This window comes from Paraburkholderia sp. BR14320 (assembly GCF_040948665.1).
In the GTDB taxonomy this organism is placed as follows: Bacteria; Pseudomonadota; Gammaproteobacteria; order Burkholderiales; family Burkholderiaceae; genus Paraburkholderia; species Paraburkholderia youngii.
This window is the reverse complement of sequence record NZ_JBFPKG010000020.1, coordinates 94676-112908: the sequence shown is the minus strand read 5'-3', so window position 1 is coordinate 112908 and position 18233 is coordinate 94676. Positions and strand designations below refer to the sequence as shown.

General features: G+C 63.9%; 16 protein-coding genes. 10 read left to right on the top strand and 6 right to left on the bottom strand.

Features of this window, described 5'->3' with window-relative positions; translation table 11 throughout:
- Window positions 1-143 precede the first annotated feature (143 nt).
- The 3 genes from AB3X89_RS19910 to purN all read right to left on the bottom strand — a co-directional run bounded on the left by AB3X89_RS19910 (window position 144) and on the right by purN (window position 3514).
- Window positions 144-1532, bottom strand: a complete 1389-nt coding sequence (locus tag AB3X89_RS19910; protein ID WP_368584787.1) for a mechanosensitive ion channel family protein — start codon at window positions 1530-1532, stop codon at window positions 144-146.
- A 72-nt stretch (window positions 1533-1604) separates the two neighbouring features.
- On the bottom strand, window positions 1605-2864 hold the full coding sequence (locus tag AB3X89_RS19905; RefSeq protein ID WP_368584786.1) for an RsmB/NOP family class I SAM-dependent RNA methyltransferase: 1260 nt from the start codon (window positions 2862-2864) through the stop codon (window positions 1605-1607).
- The gene (gene purN / locus AB3X89_RS19900; RefSeq protein ID WP_368584785.1) at window positions 2861-3514 is read right to left on the bottom strand and encodes a phosphoribosylglycinamide formyltransferase; all 654 of its coding nucleotides are present in this window, start codon (window positions 3512-3514) and stop codon (window positions 2861-2863) included. Before purN ends, AB3X89_RS19905 begins: the two co-directional genes overlap by 4 nt.
- Window positions 3515-3643: 129 nt before the next feature.
- Between purN and AB3X89_RS19895 the strand changes: the two genes are divergently transcribed.
- From AB3X89_RS19895 to dut, 6 genes are all read left to right on the top strand, one after another.
- Window positions 3644-4639 (top strand): bifunctional riboflavin kinase/FAD synthetase, encoded by a 996-nt coding sequence (locus AB3X89_RS19895; protein ID WP_176105244.1) that lies wholly within the window; start codon window positions 3644-3646, stop codon window positions 4637-4639.
- A 166-nt stretch (window positions 4640-4805) separates the two neighbouring features.
- Complete coding sequence (gene ileS / locus AB3X89_RS19890) at window positions 4806-7643, top strand: isoleucine--tRNA ligase (protein ID WP_368584784.1); 2838 nt, start codon at window positions 4806-4808, stop codon at window positions 7641-7643.
- Window positions 7643-8149 carry a signal peptidase II gene (gene lspA / locus AB3X89_RS19885; protein WP_368584783.1) on the top strand — a complete coding sequence of 169 codons (507 nt, stop codon included), beginning with the start codon at window positions 7643-7645 and terminating at the stop codon, window positions 8147-8149. Before ileS ends, lspA begins: the two co-directional genes overlap by 1 nt.
- Before the next feature lie 127 nt (window positions 8150-8276).
- Window positions 8277-9494: a bifunctional phosphopantothenoylcysteine decarboxylase/phosphopantothenate--cysteine ligase CoaBC gene (gene coaBC / locus AB3X89_RS19880; protein ID WP_368584782.1), complete on the top strand. Its 1218-nt coding sequence runs from the start codon at window positions 8277-8279 to the stop codon at window positions 9492-9494.
- Between the two features lie 81 nt (window positions 9495-9575).
- Window positions 9576-10592, top strand: coding sequence for an LLM class flavin-dependent oxidoreductase (locus tag AB3X89_RS19875; RefSeq protein ID WP_368584781.1), 1017 nt, complete (start codon window positions 9576-9578; stop codon window positions 10590-10592).
- Between the two features lie 67 nt (window positions 10593-10659).
- On the top strand, window positions 10660-11106 hold the full coding sequence (gene dut, locus AB3X89_RS19870; protein WP_013090304.1) for a dUTP diphosphatase: 447 nt from the start codon (window positions 10660-10662) through the stop codon (window positions 11104-11106).
- Window positions 11107-11254: 148 nt separating this feature from the next.
- Here dut and clpA read toward each other — a convergent pair whose 3' ends face one another.
- Both clpA and clpS read right to left on the bottom strand, forming a co-directional pair.
- The gene (clpA, locus tag AB3X89_RS19865) at window positions 11255-13552 is read right to left on the bottom strand and encodes an ATP-dependent Clp protease ATP-binding subunit ClpA (protein WP_368584780.1); all 2298 of its coding nucleotides are present in this window, start codon (window positions 13550-13552) and stop codon (window positions 11255-11257) included.
- Window positions 13549-13863 (bottom strand): ATP-dependent Clp protease adapter ClpS, encoded by a 315-nt coding sequence (clpS, locus tag AB3X89_RS19860; protein WP_008919570.1) that lies wholly within the window; start codon window positions 13861-13863, stop codon window positions 13549-13551. Before clpS ends, clpA begins: the two co-directional genes overlap by 4 nt.
- A 556-nt stretch (window positions 13864-14419) precedes the next feature.
- Between clpS and cspD the strand changes: the two genes are divergently transcribed.
- Window positions 14420-14626, top strand: a complete 207-nt coding sequence (gene cspD / locus AB3X89_RS19855; protein ID WP_176105238.1) for a cold shock domain-containing protein CspD — start codon at window positions 14420-14422, stop codon at window positions 14624-14626.
- A 193-nt stretch (window positions 14627-14819) separates the two neighbouring features.
- On the opposite strand, the gene icd is transcribed toward cspD, so the two are convergent.
- A complete protein-coding gene (gene icd / locus AB3X89_RS19850) occupies window positions 14820-16076 on the bottom strand; it encodes an NADP-dependent isocitrate dehydrogenase (RefSeq protein WP_368584779.1) in 1257 nt (418 codons plus the stop codon).
- A 274-nt stretch (window positions 16077-16350) separates the two neighbouring features.
- Here icd and AB3X89_RS19845 point away from each other — a divergent pair, with 274 nt between their 5' ends.
- The 3 genes from AB3X89_RS19845 to AB3X89_RS19835 all read left to right on the top strand — a co-directional run bounded on the left by AB3X89_RS19845 (window position 16351) and on the right by AB3X89_RS19835 (window position 18213).
- Window positions 16351-16920, top strand: coding sequence for a pseudouridine synthase (locus tag AB3X89_RS19845; RefSeq protein ID WP_368584778.1), 570 nt, complete (start codon window positions 16351-16353; stop codon window positions 16918-16920).
- Between the two features lie 441 nt (window positions 16921-17361).
- Window positions 17362-17553, top strand: coding sequence for a hypothetical protein (locus AB3X89_RS19840; RefSeq protein ID WP_083788686.1), 192 nt, complete (start codon window positions 17362-17364; stop codon window positions 17551-17553).
- 144 nt (window positions 17554-17697) lie between these two features.
- Entirely contained in the window at window positions 17698-18213 is a 516-nt protein-coding gene (locus AB3X89_RS19835) for a DUF192 domain-containing protein (RefSeq protein ID WP_368584777.1), read from the top strand.
- The last annotated feature ends 20 nt before the right edge of the window (window positions 18214-18233 follow it).

The following is an 18233-nucleotide window of genomic DNA, read 5'->3' as shown; positions in this document are numbered from 1 at the left end:
GTGAAAGCATACAGCGGGATAGGACGATATTCTACTGGAAGCGTTCCAAGTGTTTGTAACAAATAGGGATTTTTTGTGCGCTATCAAGCTGCTAGCGATTGTCTCGGAACTGGCGCATCACTTGCGACGGCCAAAAGCTGGGCCTAACGACCGTCGTTGGTGGCCCCGTCGGCGGCCCTGAGCGCTGAATCGGTCGCGGCCTCGTGCGCGGGATCGGTCATTACTTCCGGGTGCGGCATTGCGCCGCCTGCCTGACCGACGATGCGCACCTCACGTTGCGCAAGCGGAATCCTGATGCCGTGCTCGGAAAAGAGGCGCCAGATGTTCCGGTTGACCGCCGAGAGCACGCCACGTGTGCCGCTCGCCGCGTCTTCGATCCAGAAGCCCAACTCGAGATTGACGCCGTCCGGGCCGAAACCGACCAGAAATGGCGTCGGCGCCGGCTCGCTCAACACCCGCGGCACGTCGGCGGCGGCCAGGGCGAGCAGCGTCATCGCCTGCTCGACGTCGGATGTGTAGGCGATCTGCACGGGCACCCGCGCGTGGCCACGAGTCAGAAACGACGACTGGTTCTGTACGACGTCGGTGATCAGCTTCTCGTTCGGAATCAGCGTTTCGATACCGTCGAGTCCGCGCACGACCGTATAGCGCGTGCGGATCTGCGTGACGCGGCCCTGCAGGCCGCCCACGTTGATCGTGTCGCCGATCCGCAACGAGCGGTCGAGCAGGATGATGAAGCCCGACACGTAGTTGCTCGCGATCTTTTGCATGCCGAAGCCGAGCCCGACGCCGAGCGCGCCGCCGAACACGCCGAGCACCGTGATGTCGATGCCGACGATCGACAGGCTGATCAGGATCGCCGCGAGCACGAAGGCCGCGCGCCCGACGCGCGCGACCACCACCTTCAGGTTTGCGTCGAGCGTCTTGGAGCGCATCAGGCGATCTTCGAACGACGAGCCGAGCCACATCGCGACGATCATCGTGACGGCGACCCACAACAGCCCCGTGATCAGCGACAGCAGCGTCATATGCGCATTGCCGACGCGGAAGCTCACGCTGTCCATCCATGCGATCACGGCATTCTGAATGCCCAACAGCGTGAGCACCATGCCGACCCAAACGACCACCGACACGATTTTCTCGACCAGAAACAGCCACGGATGCTCGCCCCCTTCGCGGTTGAACACCCGCCGCGCGAAGAAGAACACGATGTAGATCAGCCCGATGCCGACGAGCGGCACCAGCGCCAGATCGAGCAGCGCGGTGTCCATGAACTGGCCGGCGATCGCCCGCGCGAGCCACACGAGCGCCGCGCCGATCAGCGGAAAAGCCGCTCGATCCAGACTTTCCATGCCGAAACGCAGGCTCTCGTAGCGCGGCGATTGCGACCGCTTGATCCGGCGGCGCAGCGTCCGCGCGAGCAGCCATGCGACGAGCAGCGTCCCGAGCAGGATCGCGACCTGCCACAGCATCACGGGCTGACCGAAGTCGCGCGCGATGTCGCTGAACATGTGGGGGAAAATCGTGTGCATGGATGTCGCCGAAATCGCCGGCACGTGCGGATTCATCGGCCAATCCGCGCGCGCCGGCCTGCAGCCGGTTGCCTAGCTCTGGCGCTCGAGCACGGCGGCGAAGAAGCCGTCGGTCGCGTGGCGGTGCGGCCACAGCGACAGGTAGTCGCCCATCTCCAGCTCGATGCGCTGCTCGGCGAGCACGTCGCGCACGGGCACCAGCGCGAAATCAGTGTGGTCGGCGAGGAACTGCTGCACGACCGCCTCGTTTTCCGCGTCGAGAATCGAGCACGTGGCATAGACGAGCCGCCCGCCCTTCTTCACGAGACGCGCCGCGCTCGCCAGAATCGACGCCTGCTTCGGCGCCAGCTCGGCAATCGACTCCGGCGACTGGCGCCACTTCAGGTCCGGATTGCGGCGCAGCGTGCCGAGGCCGCTGCACGGCGCATCGACGAGCACGCGGTCGATCTTGCCAGCCAGACGCTTGATCTTCGCGTCGTGTTCGCTGTCGATCAGCACCGGGTTCACGTTCGACAGACCGCTCCTCGCGAGACGCGGCTTCAGCTTCGCGAGACGCCGCTCGGAGATGTCGAACGCGTAGAGCCGGCCGGTCGAGCGCATCGCCGCGCCGAGCGCCAGCGTCTTGCCGCCCGCGCCGGCGCAGAAATCGACGATCATCTCGCCGCGCCGCGGCGCGACCAGCGAGCACAGCAGTTGGCTGCCCTCGTCCTGCACTTCGAGCCAGCCCTGCTGGAACGCGTCGAGCTTCGTCAACGCCGGCTTGCCGACCACGCGCACGCCGAGCGGCGCGAACGGCGTCGCGCCTGCCTCGATGCCGGCCTTCGCCAGCGCGCCCAGCACGTCGTCGCGGCTCGCCTTGATCGGGTTCGCGCGCAGATCCAGCGGCGCGGGATAGTTCAGCGCGGCGGCCAGCTGCGCGAGCTCAGGGCCCTCGAAACGCGTGCTCAAAGCCTGGCAGATCCAGTCGGGCAGATTCAGGCGAATCCGCAGCGGCAGGCTTTCCGGGTCGATCTTCGACACGTGTTCGAGCCACGTCGCCTCGGCCTCGGTGACGAACGGCTTGAGCGCCGAGCGTCCGACCGTTTGCATCAGGCCCAGCAGGGCCATGCGGCGCGCCGGGCTGCCGGTGCCGCTTTCGGCCAGATGCGCGAACTCCATCCGGCGGCGCAGCACCGCGAACACCGCCTCGGCGATCACACCGCGCTCGGCGTGGCCGAGCTTCGGATGCGCGCGGAAGAAGCGGCTCGTGGTGGCGTCAGCGGGGCCGTTCAGCCGCAGTACTTCGGCCAGCAGCGTTTCAGTTTGTCCAATCAGGAAACCATGCAATCTCATGCGCCCTCTCCGGCGGTGTGACCGGCAAAGAGCCATTGCGGCTCCGACGGCGTAAGCGTGACGCGCGAGCCGTCCAGAGCGAGACGCCCTTCGACGAACCAGCGCACCGCGCGTGGATAAATGATGTGCTCGGTGGCGAGCACGCGTGCGGCGAGCGTCTGTGCGGTATCGCCCGCCTCGACAGGCACGGCCGATTGCACGACGATCGGCCCGTGATCCAGCTTTGATGTGACAAAATGCACCGACGCGCCGTGGAACCGCACGCCGGCGTCAAGCGCCTGCTGGTGAGTCTTCAGGCCCGGAAAGCTCGGCAGCAGCGACGGATGCACGTTCAGCATGCGCCCGGCGTAATGGTCGACGAAGCGCTCGGTCAGCACCCGCATGAAGCCCGCGAGCACGACGAGGTCCGGCGCGATAGCGTCGATCTGCTCGGCGAGCGCCGCGTCGAAGCTGTCGCGATCCGGAAACTGGCGGTGGTCGACCACCGCCGTGGTGATGCCATGCGACGCCGCGAATGCGAGCCCCGCGGCATCGGGACGGTTGGCAATCACGGCGGCGACCCGCGCCGGCCAGCCTTCGCTCGCGCAAGCGCGCACGATGGCTTCCATGTTGCTACCCCGCCCGGAAATCAGGATGACGAGTTTTTTCATGCGCGGATTTTATCATTCGGCAATCGCCCGACCGCGACCGCGCAGCCGTCTATTGCGCCAAGCGTTTATAATCGATTGTTTTGCGGCACCCTGCCCGCGTCCCTATTGCAATCGCAGCAATCCGCTATCGTGAGAGTCTTCCGCGGTCTTCCCAATGCCGAGAGCCGCGCGCCGTGCGCGCTGACCATCGGCAACTTCGACGGTGTCCACCGCGGCCACCAGGCTCTGCTCGCGCACGTGCGCGCGGCCGCCAACGCGCGTGGCCTGCCCGTCTGCGTGATGACCTTCGAGCCGCACCCGCGCGAGTTTTTCAACCCGGCCGGCGCGCCGCCGCGCATCGCGATGCTGCGCGACAAGCTCGAGGCGCTGCGCACCAACGGAGTCGACCGGGTCGTCGTCGAGCACTTCAATCACACGTTCGCGAGCCAGTCGCCCGATGCATTCGTCGAGCGGATCATCGTCAACGGCTTGCACGCGCGCTGGATCATGATCGGCGACGACTTCCGCTACGGCGCGAAGCGCGCCGGCGATTTCGCGTCGCTGCGGGAGGCCGGCAAGCATTACGGCTTCGAGGTCGAACAGATGGCGACGGTCGCCGATCCGTCGGGCGCGCGCATCTCGAGCTCGGGCGTGCGCGCGGCGCTGGTCGCGGGCGACCTCGACTCGGCGCGCGCCGCGCTCGGCCGCGACTATCTGATCAGCGGCCACGTCACCCATGGCATGAAGCTCGGCCGCGATCTCGGCTTTCCGACGCTCAATCTGCCGATCGCGCACAAGCGTCCGGCTCTGGCCGGCATCTTCGTCGTACAGGTGCACGGCATCGCCGAGCACCCGCTGCCGGGCGTCGCGAGCCTCGGCCTGCGCCCCACCGTCGACGATTCCGGCCGCGTGCTGCTCGAAGTGCACCTGCTCGATTGGCACGGCGACGCGTATGGCAAACTCGTGCGCGTCGAATTTCTGAAGAAGCTGCGCGACGAGGAGAAGTTCGTCGACCTCGAAACGCTGACCGCCGCGATCGCGCGCGACGTCGCCAATGCGCGTGCATGGTTCGCCGCGGTGGGCGCCGGCACGCCGGGCAGCCGTTCCACCGGTTTCGCCACTTCGGCCACCGACCGAATTAGATAACCGCCGCGGTTCGGGCCGGCGCGCCGCGCCGCACGAACCGTCGCCGCGCGCATCGAAGGGCATCCGGGCTTCACGCGGAGCCGCCTGCCGGGCGCGCCCCGCTCCTCGCGCAGCGCGCAATCCGCGCGCCGCTACGCATAGAAACGAATTCACCGCCACCCACATCATGAGCAACAAGAAAGCCGATTCGAAACCGCAGTCCCGCTACCCGGTCAACCTGCTCGACACGCCGTTTCCGATGCGCGGCGACCTGCCCAGGCGCGAGCCGCAATGGGTCAAGGACTGGCAGGAACGCAAGGTGTACGACAAGATCCGCGCCGCCTCCAAGGGCCGCACGAAGTTCATCCTGCACGATGGCCCGCCGTATGCGAACGGCGACATCCACCTCGGCCACGCGGTGAACAAGATCCTGAAGGACATGATCGTCAAGGCGCGCAATCTGGCGGGCTTCGACGCGGTCTACGTGCCGGGCTGGGACTGCCACGGCATGCCGATCGAAATCCAGATCGAAAAGCAATTCGGCAAATCGCTGCCGGCGGCCGAAGTGATGCAGAAGGCGCGCGCCTACGCGACCGAGCAGATCGAGAAGCAGAAGGCCGGCTTCCGCCGCCTTGGGGTGCTCGGCGACTGGGACAATCCATACAAGACGATGAACTTCGCGAACGAAGCCGGCGAAATCCGCGCGCTCGCGAAAATCATTGAAAAGGGCTACGTGTTCCGCGGCCTGAAGCCGGTCAACTGGTGTTTCGACTGCGGCTCGGCGCTCGCTGAAGCGGAAGTCGAGTACAAGGACAAGACCGATCCGACCATCGACGTGCTGTTCAGCTTCGCGGAACCGGAGAAGACCGCGCAGGCGTTCGGCCTCGCCGCGCTGCCGCGCAACGAAGGCGGCATCGTGATCTGGACCACCACGCCGTGGACCATTCCCGCCAACCAGGCGCTGAACCTGCACCCGGAAATCGTCTACGCGCTCGTCGACACGCCGCGCGGCCTGCTGATCCTCGCCGAGGAACGCGTCGAGGACTGCCTGAAGCTGTACGGCCTCGAAGGAAAGGTCATCGCGACGACGCCGGGCGAAAAGCTCGTGAACCTGCGCTTCAACCACCCGCTCGCGTCCGCGCACCCGGGCTACAAGCGCACCGCACCGGTCTATCTGGGCGACTACGTGACGACCGAAACCGGCACCGGCATCGTGCACTCGTCGCCCGCGTATGGCGTGGAAGACTTCGTGTCGTGCAAGTCGCACGGCATGGCCGACTCGGACATCATCAATCCGGTGATGGGCGACGGCCGCTACATCGAATCGCTCGCGCTGTTCGGCGGCCTGTCGATCTGGGCGGCGAATCCGCAGATCGTCGAGGCGCTGCAAGGTGCCGGCGCGCTGCTGCGCACCGAAAAGTACACGCACAGCTACATGCACTGCTGGCGCCACAAGACGCCGATCATCTACCGCGCCACATCGCAGTGGTTCGCCGGCATGGACGTGAAGCCGAACGACGGCGACAAGACGCTGCGCGAGACCGCGCTCGAAGGCATCGAGAACACGGCGTTCTATCCGTCGTGGGGCAAGCAGCGCCTCTTCAGCATGATCGCGAACCGCCCGGACTGGACGCTGTCGCGCCAGCGCCAGTGGGGCGTGCCGATGGCGTTCTTCGTGCACAAGGAAACCGGCGAGCTGCATCCGCGCACGCTGGAGTTGCTCGAACAGGTCGCGCAGCGCGTCGAAAAGGAAGGCATCGAGGCATGGCAGACGCTCGATCCGCGCGAGCTGATCGGTGACGACGCCAACCTGTACGAAAAGAACCGCGACACCCTCGACGTGTGGTTCGACTCGGGCACCACACACTGGCATGTGCTGCGCGGCTCGCACAAGGACGAGCTGCAGTTCCCGGCCGACCTGTACCTCGAAGGCTCGGACCAGCATCGCGGCTGGTTCCATTCGTCGCTGCTGACCGCCTCGATGCTCGACGGCCGCCCGCCCTACAACGCGCTGCTCACCCACGGCTTCACCGTCGACGGCGAAGGCCGCAAGATGAGCAAGTCGCTCGGCAACGGCATCGATCCGCATGAAGTGGCGAACCGCCTCGGCGCGGAAATCATCCGCCTGTGGATCGCGTCGACCGACTACTCGGGCGAGCTCGCGATCTCCGAAGAAATCCTGAAGCGCGTGACGGAAGGCTATCGCCGTATCCGCAATACGCTGCGCTTCCTGCTCGCGAACCTGTCGGACTTCGACTTCGAGCAACACGCGCGTCCGGTCGAAGACTGGCTGGAAATCGACCGTTACGCGGTGGCGCTGTCGGCGGATCTGCAAAACGACATCCTCGCGCACTACGAGAAGTACGAGTTCCACCCGGTCGTCGCCAAGCTGCAGACGTTCTGCTCTGAAGACCTGGGCGGCTTCTACCTCGACGTGCTGAAGGACCGCCTGTACACGACGGCGCCGGATTCGGTCGCGCGCCGCTCGGCGCAGACCGCGCTCTATCACATCGCTCACGGCCTGCTGCGCGTGATGGCGCCGTTCCTGTCGTTCACCGCGGAAGAAGCGTGGAAGGTGTTCCAGCCGAACAGCGAAACGATCTTCACCGAGACCTACCACGCGTACCCGGCCGTGCCGGACGCGGGCGCGCTGCTCGACAAGTGGACGCTGCTGCGTGCAGTCCGCGGCGACGTGACCAAGGCGCTCGAAGAGGCTCGGGTCGCGAACCTGATCGGCTCGTCGCTGCAGGCGGAAGTCGAAATCCGCGCGAGCGGCGCGCGTTACGACGCGCTCGCGAGTCTCGGCGACGACCTGAAGTTCGTGCTGATCACGTCGGCGGCGAGCGTCGTCAAGGTCGATAGCGAAGCGGACGAAGGTGTCGAAGTGATCGCCTCGAAGTACCTGAAGTGCGAACGCTGCTGGCACTATCGCGCGGACGTCGGCGCGAACCCCGAGCATCCGTCGCTGTGCGGCCGCTGCTTCAGCAATCTGTTCGGCAGTGGCGAAACGAGGAGCGCGGCATAATGGCGAGAACCATGTCGAAAACGTCCACCGCAAGCGGCTCGCTCGCACCCTGGCTCGGCATCGCGCTGATCGTCATCCTGTTCGACCAGCTGACGAAAATCGCGGTGCGCAAAGTGTTCGCCTACGGTGTGCCGCACGAGGTTACGCCGTTCTTCAACCTGATTCTCGTGTTCAACCGCGGTGCCGCATTCAGCTTCCTCGCGATGGCGGGCGGCTGGCAGCGCTGGGCGTTCACCGCGCTCGGCGTGATCGCGGCGCTCGTGATCTGCTACCTGCTCAAGCGGCATAGCGGGCAGAAAATGTTCTGCACGGCGCTCGCGCTGATTCTCGGCGGCGCGCTCGGCAATGTGATCGACCGGCTCGCGTACGGCCACGTGATCGACTTCCTCGACTTCCACGTGGGCGGCTGGCACTGGCCGGCGTTCAATCTCGCCGACAGCGCAATCACGATCGGTGCGATCCTGCTCGTGATCGACGAGTTGCGGCGGGTACGCGGCACACGCTAACGTCGCCGACGTGAGGCACGGCCGCGGTTGCGAGAGCCGCGCCTCACGTCCGGTTTGAAACGCGCGGCGACGGAGACGGGCAACACCCTCGCGCCGCCTCGCGATCACGCTTTGTCGGAGGCTTTCGTTGGCAACCGCTGAACTCGCAGGCAAACACCTCGTCCTCGGCATGACGGGCGGCATCGCCTGCTACAAGATCGCCGAACTGACGCGTCTGCTGACCAAGGCAGGCGCGACCGTGCAGGTCGTCATGACCGATGCGGCCACCCAGTTCATCACCCCCATCACGATGCAGGCGCTGTCGGGCCGGCCGGTCTACACAAGCCAGTGGGACGCTCGCGTGCCGAACAACATGGCGCACATCGATCTGTCGCGCGAAGCCGATGCGATCGTGATCGCGCCAGCATCGACCGACTTCCTTGCCAAGCTCGCGCACGGCATGGCCGACGATCTGCTGTCGACGCTGTGCATTGCGCGCGACTGCCCGCTGCTCGTCGTGCCGGCGATGAACCGGCAGATGTGGCAGAACCCGGCCACGCAACGCAACGCCGCGCAATTGCGCGCGGACGGCGTCGAAGTGCTAGGCCCCGATTCGGGCCCGCAGGCCTGTGGCGAGATCGGCGATGGCCGCATGCTCGAAGCGGCCGCGACCTACGAGGCGATCGCGTCGTTCTTCGCGCCGAAGATCCTGTCCGGCCGGCGCGTGCTGCTGACCGCCGGGCCGACCTTCGAGCCGCTCGACCCGGTGCGCGGCATCACCAATCGTTCGAGCGGCAAGATGGGCTTCGCGCTCGCGCGCGCCGCGCAGCAGGCCGGCGCCGACGTGCATCTGGTGGCTGGTCCGGTCGCGCTGGAAACGCCGTGGGGCGTATTGCGCGAGGACGTGCAGACCGCTCAGCAGATGCACGACGCAGTGATGCGCGCGGTCGCGCAGGCGGACATCTTCATCGGCGTTGCGGCGGTGGCCGACTGGCGCGTCGACCACGTCAGCGATCGGAAGATCAAGAAGACCGCCGAGCGCACGCTGCCGAGCTTTTCATTCGTCGAAAATCCGGACATCCTCGCCGCGGTCGCCCGGCTGCCGAAGCCGCCGTTCGCGGTCGGCTTCGCTGCCGAAAGCGACAATCTCGAAGTCCACGGCGAGGAGAAGCGCGCGCGCAAGAACGTGCCGCTGCTGATCGGCAATCTGGGGCCGCAAACGTTCGGGCTCGACGACAACGAAGTGATTCTGTTCGAAGCAGGCCGCGCGACGAAGCTGCCACGCGCCGACAAGCAGACGCTGGCGCGCGCGCTGATCGCGGAAATCGCGAAGCGTGTGCCGCCCGGCATCAGTCCGGTTGGCTGAACGAGCAAGCGACGGTGGGCCCGTCTGGCCCTACCGCCTTTGCCTGGCTAGCCGACCGGAATCACCTGGAGCACTACTGCCATGACGCTACTCTCCGTGCTCGATCAAACACCGGTGATCGCCGGCCATTCGGTGGCGGACGCGATCGCCGCGACCGTGGAACTCGCGCAGCTCGCCGACGATCTCGGCTACACGCGCTACTGGTGCGCCGAGCATCACGGCCTGCGCGGCGTGTCGAATCCCTGCCCTGAAGTGATGCTGGCGCGCCTCGGCAGCGTGACCAAACGCATTCGCATCGGCTCGGGCGGCATCATGCTGCCGTACTACAGCCCGTTCAAGGTCGCCGAGCAGTTCATGATGCTCGAGGCGCTGTTTCCGAACCGCGTCGATCTCGGCGTCGGACGCGCGCCGGGCGGCGACATGCGCACCGCGCAGGCGGTCGCCGCCGGCGCTTACAATCGCGGCGAGCTTTTTCCGCAGCAGGTCGCCGAGCTGCTCGGCCTCATGCACGGCGCGCTGCCCGACGATCATCTCGCGCAGGGTGTGCTGCTGCAGCCGCAGATCGAGACGCGCCCGCAGCTGTGGATGCTCGGCTCGAGCGAATTCGGCGGTCTGCTCGCGGCGCAGCTCGGCATCCGCTTCTCGTTCGCGCATTTCATCAACGCGCATTTCGGCAAGCAGGTCGCGCTGGCGTATCGCGAGCGCTTCCAGCCTGGCGACGAGGCATCGAAGCCGTATCTGGCGGCCGCGGTCTTCGTGATCTGCGCGGACACCGAGCAGGAAGCCGCGGACCTCGAAAAAGCCGTCGATCTGCGTCGCGTGCAGATGGCGTATGGTCTGAACGAACCGATTCCGTCGATCGAGCAAGGCATCGCACAGGAATATGGCGAGCGCGAACAGCTCGTAATCGACCGCGAAAAGCCGCGCAGCATCATCGGCACGCCTGAGCGCGTGACCGAGCGGCTCACGGATTTGCAGCAGCAGTTCCAGGCCGATGAACTGATGGTGCTGACCGTCGCGGGCAGTTATCGCGCCCGCTTGCGCTCCTACGAACTGCTCGCCGAGGCGTTCCAGCTCGGCTCGAACCAGGCGGCTTGATCACAGAGGTTTTGCCAGAGTCCGCCGCGCGCCCCTCCACCACACCCACCCCCACTATCGAACCTGAATGAAACTAGACCTGAAGATTCTCGATCAGCGCATGCGCGAACAACTCCCCGCTTACGCAACGACCGGTAGCGCCGGCCTCGATCTGCGCGCTTGCCTCGACGAACCGCTGACGCTGAAGCCCGGCGAAACCGCGCTGGTGCCGACCGGACTCGCGATCCACGTCGGCGACCCCGGTTATGCGGCGCTGATTCTGCCGCGCTCGGGGCTCGGCCATAAGCATGGGATCGTGCTCGGCAATCTGGTCGGCCTGATCGATTCCGACTACCAGGGCCAACTGATGATCTCGACGTGGAATCGCGGCGAAACGACGTTCGTGCTGAATCCGATGGAACGCCTCGCGCAACTGGTGATCGTGCCGGTCGTGCAGGCCAGGTTCAACATCGTCGAGGACTTCGAGGAAAGCGTGCGCGGCGCGGGCGGGTTTGGCAGCACCGGCAAGCATTGATCGATTGCCGCGACGCGGCGGCCGCGGCGTTCAGCGCACGCCGCCGCGGGCAGAAAGTCAGAGCATAAAAAAACGGCGCGGGATAAAACCCGCGCCGTTCTGTTTTTTTGTGTCAGGCCAGTTCGACTCGCCGCCGGCCTGACTGAGATCACTCGACTTCCACCGCCTCCGGATTCGGATTACGCGGCGCCGGATGCTCGTCGAAGGTCAACTGCACCTTGTCCTCGGCATCGACGTCGACCGTCACACGGCCGCCGTTCATCAGCTTGCCGAACAGCAGCTCATCGGCGAGCGCGCGACGGATCGTGTCCTGGATCAGGCGCTGCATTGGCCGCGCGCCCATCAACGGATCGAAACCGTGCTTCGCCAGATGCTTGCGCAGCGCATCGGTGAACAGCGCATCGACCTTCTTCTCGTGCAGCTGATCTTCCAGCTGCATCAGGAACTTGTCGACCACGCGCATGATGATTTCCTCATCGAGCGCACGGAAGCTGATCGTCGCGTCCAGACGGTTGCGGAACTCCGGCGTGAACATGCGCTTGATGTCGACCATCTCGTCGCCCGCCTCGCGGCGGTTCGTGAAGCCGATCACCGACTTGCCCATCGCCTCGGCGCCCGCGTTCGTCGTCATGATGATGATGACGTTGCGGAAGTCCGCCTTGCGGCCGTTGTTGTCCGTCAGCGTGCCGTGGTCCATCACCTGCAGCAGCACGTTGAAGATGTCCGGATGCGCCTTCTCGATTTCGTCGAGCAGCAGCACGCAGTGCGGCTTCTTCGTGATCGCCTCGGTCAGCAGGCCACCCTGGTCGAAACCGACGTAGCCCGGCGGCGCGCCGATCAGCCGGCTCACCGCGTGACGCTCCATGTACTCCGACATGTCGAAGCGGATCAGCTCGATGCCGAGCGTGAACGCGAGCTGCTTCGCGACCTCGGTCTTGCCGACGCCGGTCGGACCGGAGAACAGGAACGCGCCGATCGGCTTGTCGAGCTTGCCCAAGCCCGCGCGCGCCATCTTGATCGCAGCCGACAGCGCGTCGATCGCCGGGTCCTGGCCGAACACGACGCTCTTCAGGTCGCGGTCGAGCGTCTGCAGCTTGCTGCGATCGTCTTGCGACACGCTTTGCGCCGGCACGCGCGCGATCTTCGAGATGATTTCCTCGATCTCGTTCTTGCCGATGGTCTTCTTCTGCTTCGACTTCGGCAGAATGCGTTGCGCCGCGCCCGCTTCGTCGATCACGTCGATCGCCTTGTCCGGCAAATGACGATCGGTGATGAAGCGCGCCGACAGCTCAGCCGCCGCCGACAGCGCACCCGACGAATACTTGACGCCGTGGTGCTCCTCGAAACGCGACTTCAGCCCGCGCAGGATCGCCACCGTCTGCTCGACGGTCGGCTCGGTCACGTCGACCTTCTGGAAACGACGCGACAGCGCCGCGTCCTTTTCGAAGATGCCGCGATATTCAGTGAAGGTGGTCGCGCCGATGCACTTCAGCGTGCCCGACGAGAGCGCCGGCTTCAGCAGGTTCGACGCATCCAGCGTGCCGCCCGACGCGGCGCCCGCGCCGATCAGCGTATGGATTTCGTCGATGAACAGAATGGCGTGCGGACGCTCCTTCAGTTCCTTCAGCACCGTCTTCAGACGCTGCTCGAAGTCGCCGCGATACTTGGTGCCAGCGAGCAACGCGCCCATGTCGAGCGAATACACCTGGGCATCCGCGAGGATGTCCGGCACTTCGCCGCGCGTGATGCGCCATGCGAGCCCTTCGGCGATCGCGGTCTTGCCGACACCGGCCTCGCCGACCAGCAGCGGATTGTTCTTGCGCCGGCGGCACAGCACCTGGACCACACGCTCGACTTCCGACTCGCGTCCGATCAGCGGATCGATGCGGCCGTCCTTCGCCATCTGGTTCAGGTTCTGCGTGAACTGGGCGAGCGGCGTTTCCTTCTGCGCGGCGGCTTCGTCGGACTCGGCATTCGCGTCGCTCGCTTTCGCGGCGTCGGAGCTGCTCGTCTTGGCGATACCGTGCGAGATGAAATTGACCACGTCCAGACGCGTGACGCCCTGCTGCTGCAGGTAGTACACCGCATGCGAATCCTTCTCGCCGAAGATCGCGACCAGCACGTTCGCGCCGGTCACTTCCTTCTTGCCGTTCGAGGTGGACTGCACATGCATGATCGCGCGCTGGATCACACGCTGGAAACCGAGCGTGGGCTGCGTGTCGACGTCGTCCGTGCCCGGCACGGTCGGCGTGTTGTCATGAATGAAGTTGCGCAGGTTCTGGCGCAGATCCTCGATATTGGCCGCGCACGCACGCAGTACCTCTGCCGCCGTCGGGTTATCCAACAGCGCGAGCAAAAGATGTTCGACCGTTATGAACTCGTGCCTTGCCTGGCGCGCTTCCATGAACGCCATATGCAGGCTGACTTCCAGTTCCTGGGCAATCATGCTTCCTCCATCACACACTGCAGCGGATGCCCGGCCTGCCGTGCGTGGGTAACGACTTGCTCGACTTTGGTCGACGCGATGTCCCGCGTATAGACCCCACAAACTCCCCTGCCCTCGCGATGCACCTTCAACATGACCTGCGTTGCGGTTTCACGATCCTTATTGAAATATTCCTGCACGATCATCACGACAAATTCCATCGGCGTGAAGTCGTCATTCAGCAGCACCACCTTGTACATGGACGGCGGCTTGAGTTTCTGCTCCTGCCGCTCCAGTACGGTGCCGTCCTGCTTGTCCGGGATAATCGCCATACACCCATTCTAAACAACTAGGACAGGCCCGCAATCCTGTCAAAACCCGGCCGCCTGGCCGATGAGCCCGTTCGCTGCCGCCCGGCGGTCACAACGCTGTCATGATCGGCCGGCCTGTCGCGTTTTCGACGGGCCGATTGCGGTGCCGGCCCCCATCCTGTCATGCACGGTGCGTGCTGCACCGCGGTCGGATCGAGTATCGCACAACCTGCCGGTACTGGCTTCGAGCGCTCGCCGCGCTGGGCGTCGGCGCCGCGGGCACAGTCAGCATGTGAGTCGATTATGCGACTTTTCAAGCCACGCCGCTTGCGCCACCGCACATACGGAAGCGGTAAAAACCCTGGAAAGCGGCCTGTTTGCAACGCGACAACGACGTCTCAAAATTTTCTTGACACTCGAATAAAGAGCCCCAACAATCAAGCTGGCACTTTTTTCACTAAGCCATAATTTCGAAAAAATGCCGATGGTGAGCTTGTGAGGAGGGGACGACTGCCTCGCGCAGTCGTGGCTTTTCGAGGGCTCGTGGTAGTGACATGAGTTACAGGGGAAGTTGGAAATGGCAACTGGTACGGTCAAATGGTTTAACGACGCCAAAGGTTTCGGATTCATCACGCCTGATGAGGGTGGTGAGGATCTGTTTGCACACTTCTCGGCCATCCAGATGAATGGGTTCAAAACCCTGAAGGAAGGTCAGAAGGTCACCTTCGAGGTTGTGCAAGGCCCGAAAGGCAAACAGGCATCGAACATTCAGACTCCTGCCTGAGGCGGCACTGCGGCGGTTCGTTACCCGTCCTTTCTGAAACCCGGCTTCTCGCCGGGTTTCTTTTTTGCAGCGGCTTTCTGTTGCAGCGGATTTTCCCGCATGAAAATCGCGTGAAACTTCCGGGTAAAAAAATACCCCGGCCGTTTGCTGGCGCCGGGGTTTTTATGCAAACCGGATAATCCCGGCGCATCAATTACATATTTTCGATCATCACTTGCCCAAATGCGGAGCACGACACCTGGGTCGCGCCTTCCATCAGACGGGCAAAATCGTAAGTCACCCGCTTTTGCAGGATCGATTTTTCCATCGAGCTGATTATCAGATCCGCCGCTTCGAACCAGCCCAGGTGGCGCAACATCATTTCCGCTGACAGAATTTCCGAGCCGGGATTCACGTAGTCCTTGCCTGCGTATTTCGGCGCCGTGCCGTGAGTCGCCTCGAACATCGCAACCGAATCCGACATATTCGCGCCCGGCGCGATACCGATGCCGCCCACCTGCGCGGCCAGCGCGTCGGAGATGTAGTCGCCGTTCAGGTTCAGCGTGGCGATCACGTCGTATTCGGCCGGGCGAAGCAGGATCTGCTGCAGGAACGCGTCGGCGATCACGTCCTTCACGACGACGTCGCCGCCGGTCTTCGGATTCCTGACCTTCATCCACGGACCGCCGTCGACCAGTTCCGCGTTGAACTCTTTCTGCGCAAGCGCGTAGCCGTAGTCGCGAAACGCGCCTTCGGTGTACTTCATGATGTTGCCCTTGTGCACCAGCGTCACCGAGCGGCGTTCATTGTCGATCGCATACTGGATCGCCTTGCGCACCAGACGCTCGGTCCCTTCGCGCGACACCGGCTTGATGCCGATGCCCGACGAATCCGGAAAGCGGATCTTCTTCACGCCCATTTCTTCGCGCAGGAACCTGATGATCTTCTTCGCCTGCTCGGACTCGGCCGGCCATTCGATGCCCGCGTAAATGTCTTCCGAGTTCTCGCGGAAGATCACCATGTTGGTCTTCTCGGGCTCACGCACCGGCGACGGCACGCCCTTGAAATACTGCACCGGACGCAGGCACACGTAGAGGTCCAGTTCCTGGCGCAACGCAACGTTCAGCGAGCGGATGCCGCCGCCGACCGGCGTGGTGAGCGGCCCCTTGATCGATACGACGTATTCCTTGACCGCCTGCAGCGTTTCGTCCGGCAGCCATACGTCCGGGCCGTACACCCGGGTCGCCTTCTCGCCCGCGTAGATTTCCATCCAGTGGATTTTCTTCTTGCCGCCGTACGCCTTTTCGACCGCCGCATCCACGACCTTGAGCATGACTGGCGTGATGTCCAGACCGGTGCCGTCGCCTTCGATGTACGGAATGATCGGCTCGTCGGAAACGTTGAGCGAGAAGTCGGCGTTGACGGTGATCTTATCGCCACCTGCCGGAACCTTGATGTGCTGATACGGCATGATCGGACTCCAGTGAAAGCCGTGCAAAAGCTGATGGGAGACTGCGAAAGAGATGCCCTCGCCGCGCAATGCCGAACCACCGCGAGCGGCCAGGCCGCTATTCTAGCCCACGCTCCAGGCACGACGCGGCCGCCCCCGGCGCCGGGTTTTCCAATATGGACGGACCACCGAACGCGCCACGCTCCTCTAAAAGATACAAGAATCTGCATCCCGATTTATGCATTATCATCCCGCCGTATCGCTCTGCCGTATTTGCTCTGCCGTCTCGCTCTCCATGCGCCTTCTCGCCCTCAACAAGCCGTTCGGCACCATCTGTCAATTTTCGCCACATGAGACGCGCGCGTCGCTTGCAGACTGGGTCAAAGTACCCGGTGTCTATCCGGCTGGCCGCCTCGACTCGGATAGCGAAGGCCTGCTGCTGCTCACCGACGACGGCGCGCTACAGGCGCGCATCGCTGAGCCGCGTCACAAGCTCGTCAAACGCTATTGGGCGCAAGTCGAAGGCGCGGTCGACGACGCCGCGTTGAAGCAGCTCGCACGCGGCGTCGATCTCGGCGACTACGTGACACGCCCATGTCAGGCGCGGTACGTCGAACCGTCTGGCTCGCTATGGACGCGCACGCCACCGATCCGCTATCGCGCTGCGATCCCGACCACGTGGATCGAACTGTCGATCACAGAAGGCAAGAACCGTCAGGTGCGTCGCATGACGGCCGCGGTCGGTTTTCCGACGCTGCGTCTCGTGCGCGTGGGCATCGGTGCGCTTGACATTTTTTCACTCGGACTACAGCCCGGTGAGAGCATCGAGTTGCGAGCGAACGCGCCATGGGATGGCGTCGTCTGAACGTGAATCAGCCTGCACGTGATCACTGCAAACACGTTTCACGGCCGTGACATTCAACGCTAACTCGTTGTAGCAGCACGCGAAACAATGCGTGAAACGCAAGCCCGAAGTGCGTGAAACAAATGAGCTCGCGCGAGCCTGAGCGATGCAGTTCGATCGCGTGCGATGAGGTTAAAAATTTCCGCGCAATTCGCGTCAACCGCTGTACAAGCCCACGCGTTATTCGACGCAGATGCCGCCGAAGCTATCCGGCATTCAGCCTTAAAGACCTTTGCATAAGCCGTTTTTGCGCGGCGAGTACGAAAGTCCGAACGCTAGCAGACGCGTCGAAAAATTTTGTTCGATGCGGCTGTCAACCGAAAGGTGGATGGCACGTTTACCGACATGACTCTACATTTGCCGGGTCATTTGGTTAATTAACTCAAGCTGAGGATTCACAAAATGAACAAACTGATCGCCGCTCTGGTCGCTGGCCTCTTCGCAACGGCAGCATTCGCACAAGCATCGGCACCGGAAGCAGCTCCGGCAGCTCCGGCAGCAGCTTCGTCGGCAAAGAAGACCACCAAGCACGCTCACAAGAAGTCGCACAAGAAGGCAGCAGCTGCTGCTGCAGCTTCGGCAGCTTCGGAGTAAGTTGCTTGTAAAAACGCAGTAAAGAACTAGCTTCATTGCCGTTCTTACGGCGTTGTAAGGCAGATCACCGCAAGGCGATCTGCCTTTTTGTTTTTGACGCGCTCGCGTAACATGCGCGAGTCGATTTCAGCAAGGAGTCTTGTCGTGCGATTTTCCATCCGCTCGTCGGTTGCGCGTTTCGCCGTTGCCGTTGCACTGCCGCTCGCGGCGCTGTCGTTCGCCGCTACCACGGCTCCCGCCCTGGCGCAGCAGATACCGCCGGGCGCCAAGCAGCCGAGCGAGTTTCCGCGGGTCAAGCTGACCGCCGGCATGTTCGTGATCGACGCGGCCGTCGCCGCCAACGACGCGGATCGCGAACAGGGCTTGATGTATCGCACGAAGCTCGGGCCGAACGAAGGCATGCTGTTCGTGTTCAACGAGAACGCGGGCCACTGCTTCTGGATGAAGAATACGCTGATTCCGCTGTCGATCGCGTTCATGCGCGCCGACGGCACGATCACCGATATCGACGAGATGAAGGCCGAGACCACCAACAACCACTGCCCGACGCACAACGGCGTGTTCGCGCTGGAAATGCCCAAGGGCTGGTTCACGGCCAAGGGCATCAAGCCGGGCATGCAGATCCAGGGCTTGCCGCCGGTGCCGGGTATCACGCAGTAAAGCCGTCACCGCCGGGCTGC

Excerpts from the sequence above, each read along its gene's own strand:
- AB3X89_RS19910 (WP_368584787.1), bottom strand. The coding sequence starts at position 1,532 with ATGCACACGATTTTCCCCCACATGTTCAGCGACATCGCGCGCGACTTC.
- AB3X89_RS19905 (WP_368584786.1), bottom strand. The coding sequence starts at position 2,864 with ATGAGATTGCATGGTTTCCTGATTGGACAAACTGAAACGCTGCTGGCC.
- purN (WP_368584785.1), bottom strand. The coding sequence starts at position 3,514 with ATGAAAAAACTCGTCATCCTGATTTCCGGGCGGGGTAGCAACATGGAA.
- ileS (WP_368584784.1), top strand. The coding sequence starts at position 4,806 with ATGAGCAACAAGAAAGCCGATTCGAAACCGCAGTCCCGCTACCCGGTC.
- lspA (WP_368584783.1), top strand. The coding sequence starts at position 7,643 with ATGGCGAGAACCATGTCGAAAACGTCCACCGCAAGCGGCTCGCTCGCA.
- AB3X89_RS19875 (WP_368584781.1), top strand. The coding sequence starts at position 9,576 with ATGACGCTACTCTCCGTGCTCGATCAAACACCGGTGATCGCCGGCCAT.
- dut (WP_013090304.1), top strand. The coding sequence starts at position 10,660 with ATGAAACTAGACCTGAAGATTCTCGATCAGCGCATGCGCGAACAACTC.
- clpA (WP_368584780.1), bottom strand. The coding sequence starts at position 13,552 with ATGATTGCCCAGGAACTGGAAGTCAGCCTGCATATGGCGTTCATGGAA.
- clpS (WP_008919570.1), bottom strand. The coding sequence starts at position 13,863 with ATGGCGATTATCCCGGACAAGCAGGACGGCACCGTACTGGAGCGGCAG.
- cspD (WP_176105238.1), top strand. The coding sequence starts at position 14,420 with ATGGCAACTGGTACGGTCAAATGGTTTAACGACGCCAAAGGTTTCGGA.
- icd (WP_368584779.1), bottom strand. The coding sequence starts at position 16,076 with ATGCCGTATCAGCACATCAAGGTTCCGGCAGGTGGCGATAAGATCACC.
- AB3X89_RS19845 (WP_368584778.1), top strand. The coding sequence starts at position 16,351 with ATGCGCCTTCTCGCCCTCAACAAGCCGTTCGGCACCATCTGTCAATTT.
- AB3X89_RS19840 (WP_083788686.1), top strand. The coding sequence starts at position 17,362 with ATGAACAAACTGATCGCCGCTCTGGTCGCTGGCCTCTTCGCAACGGCA.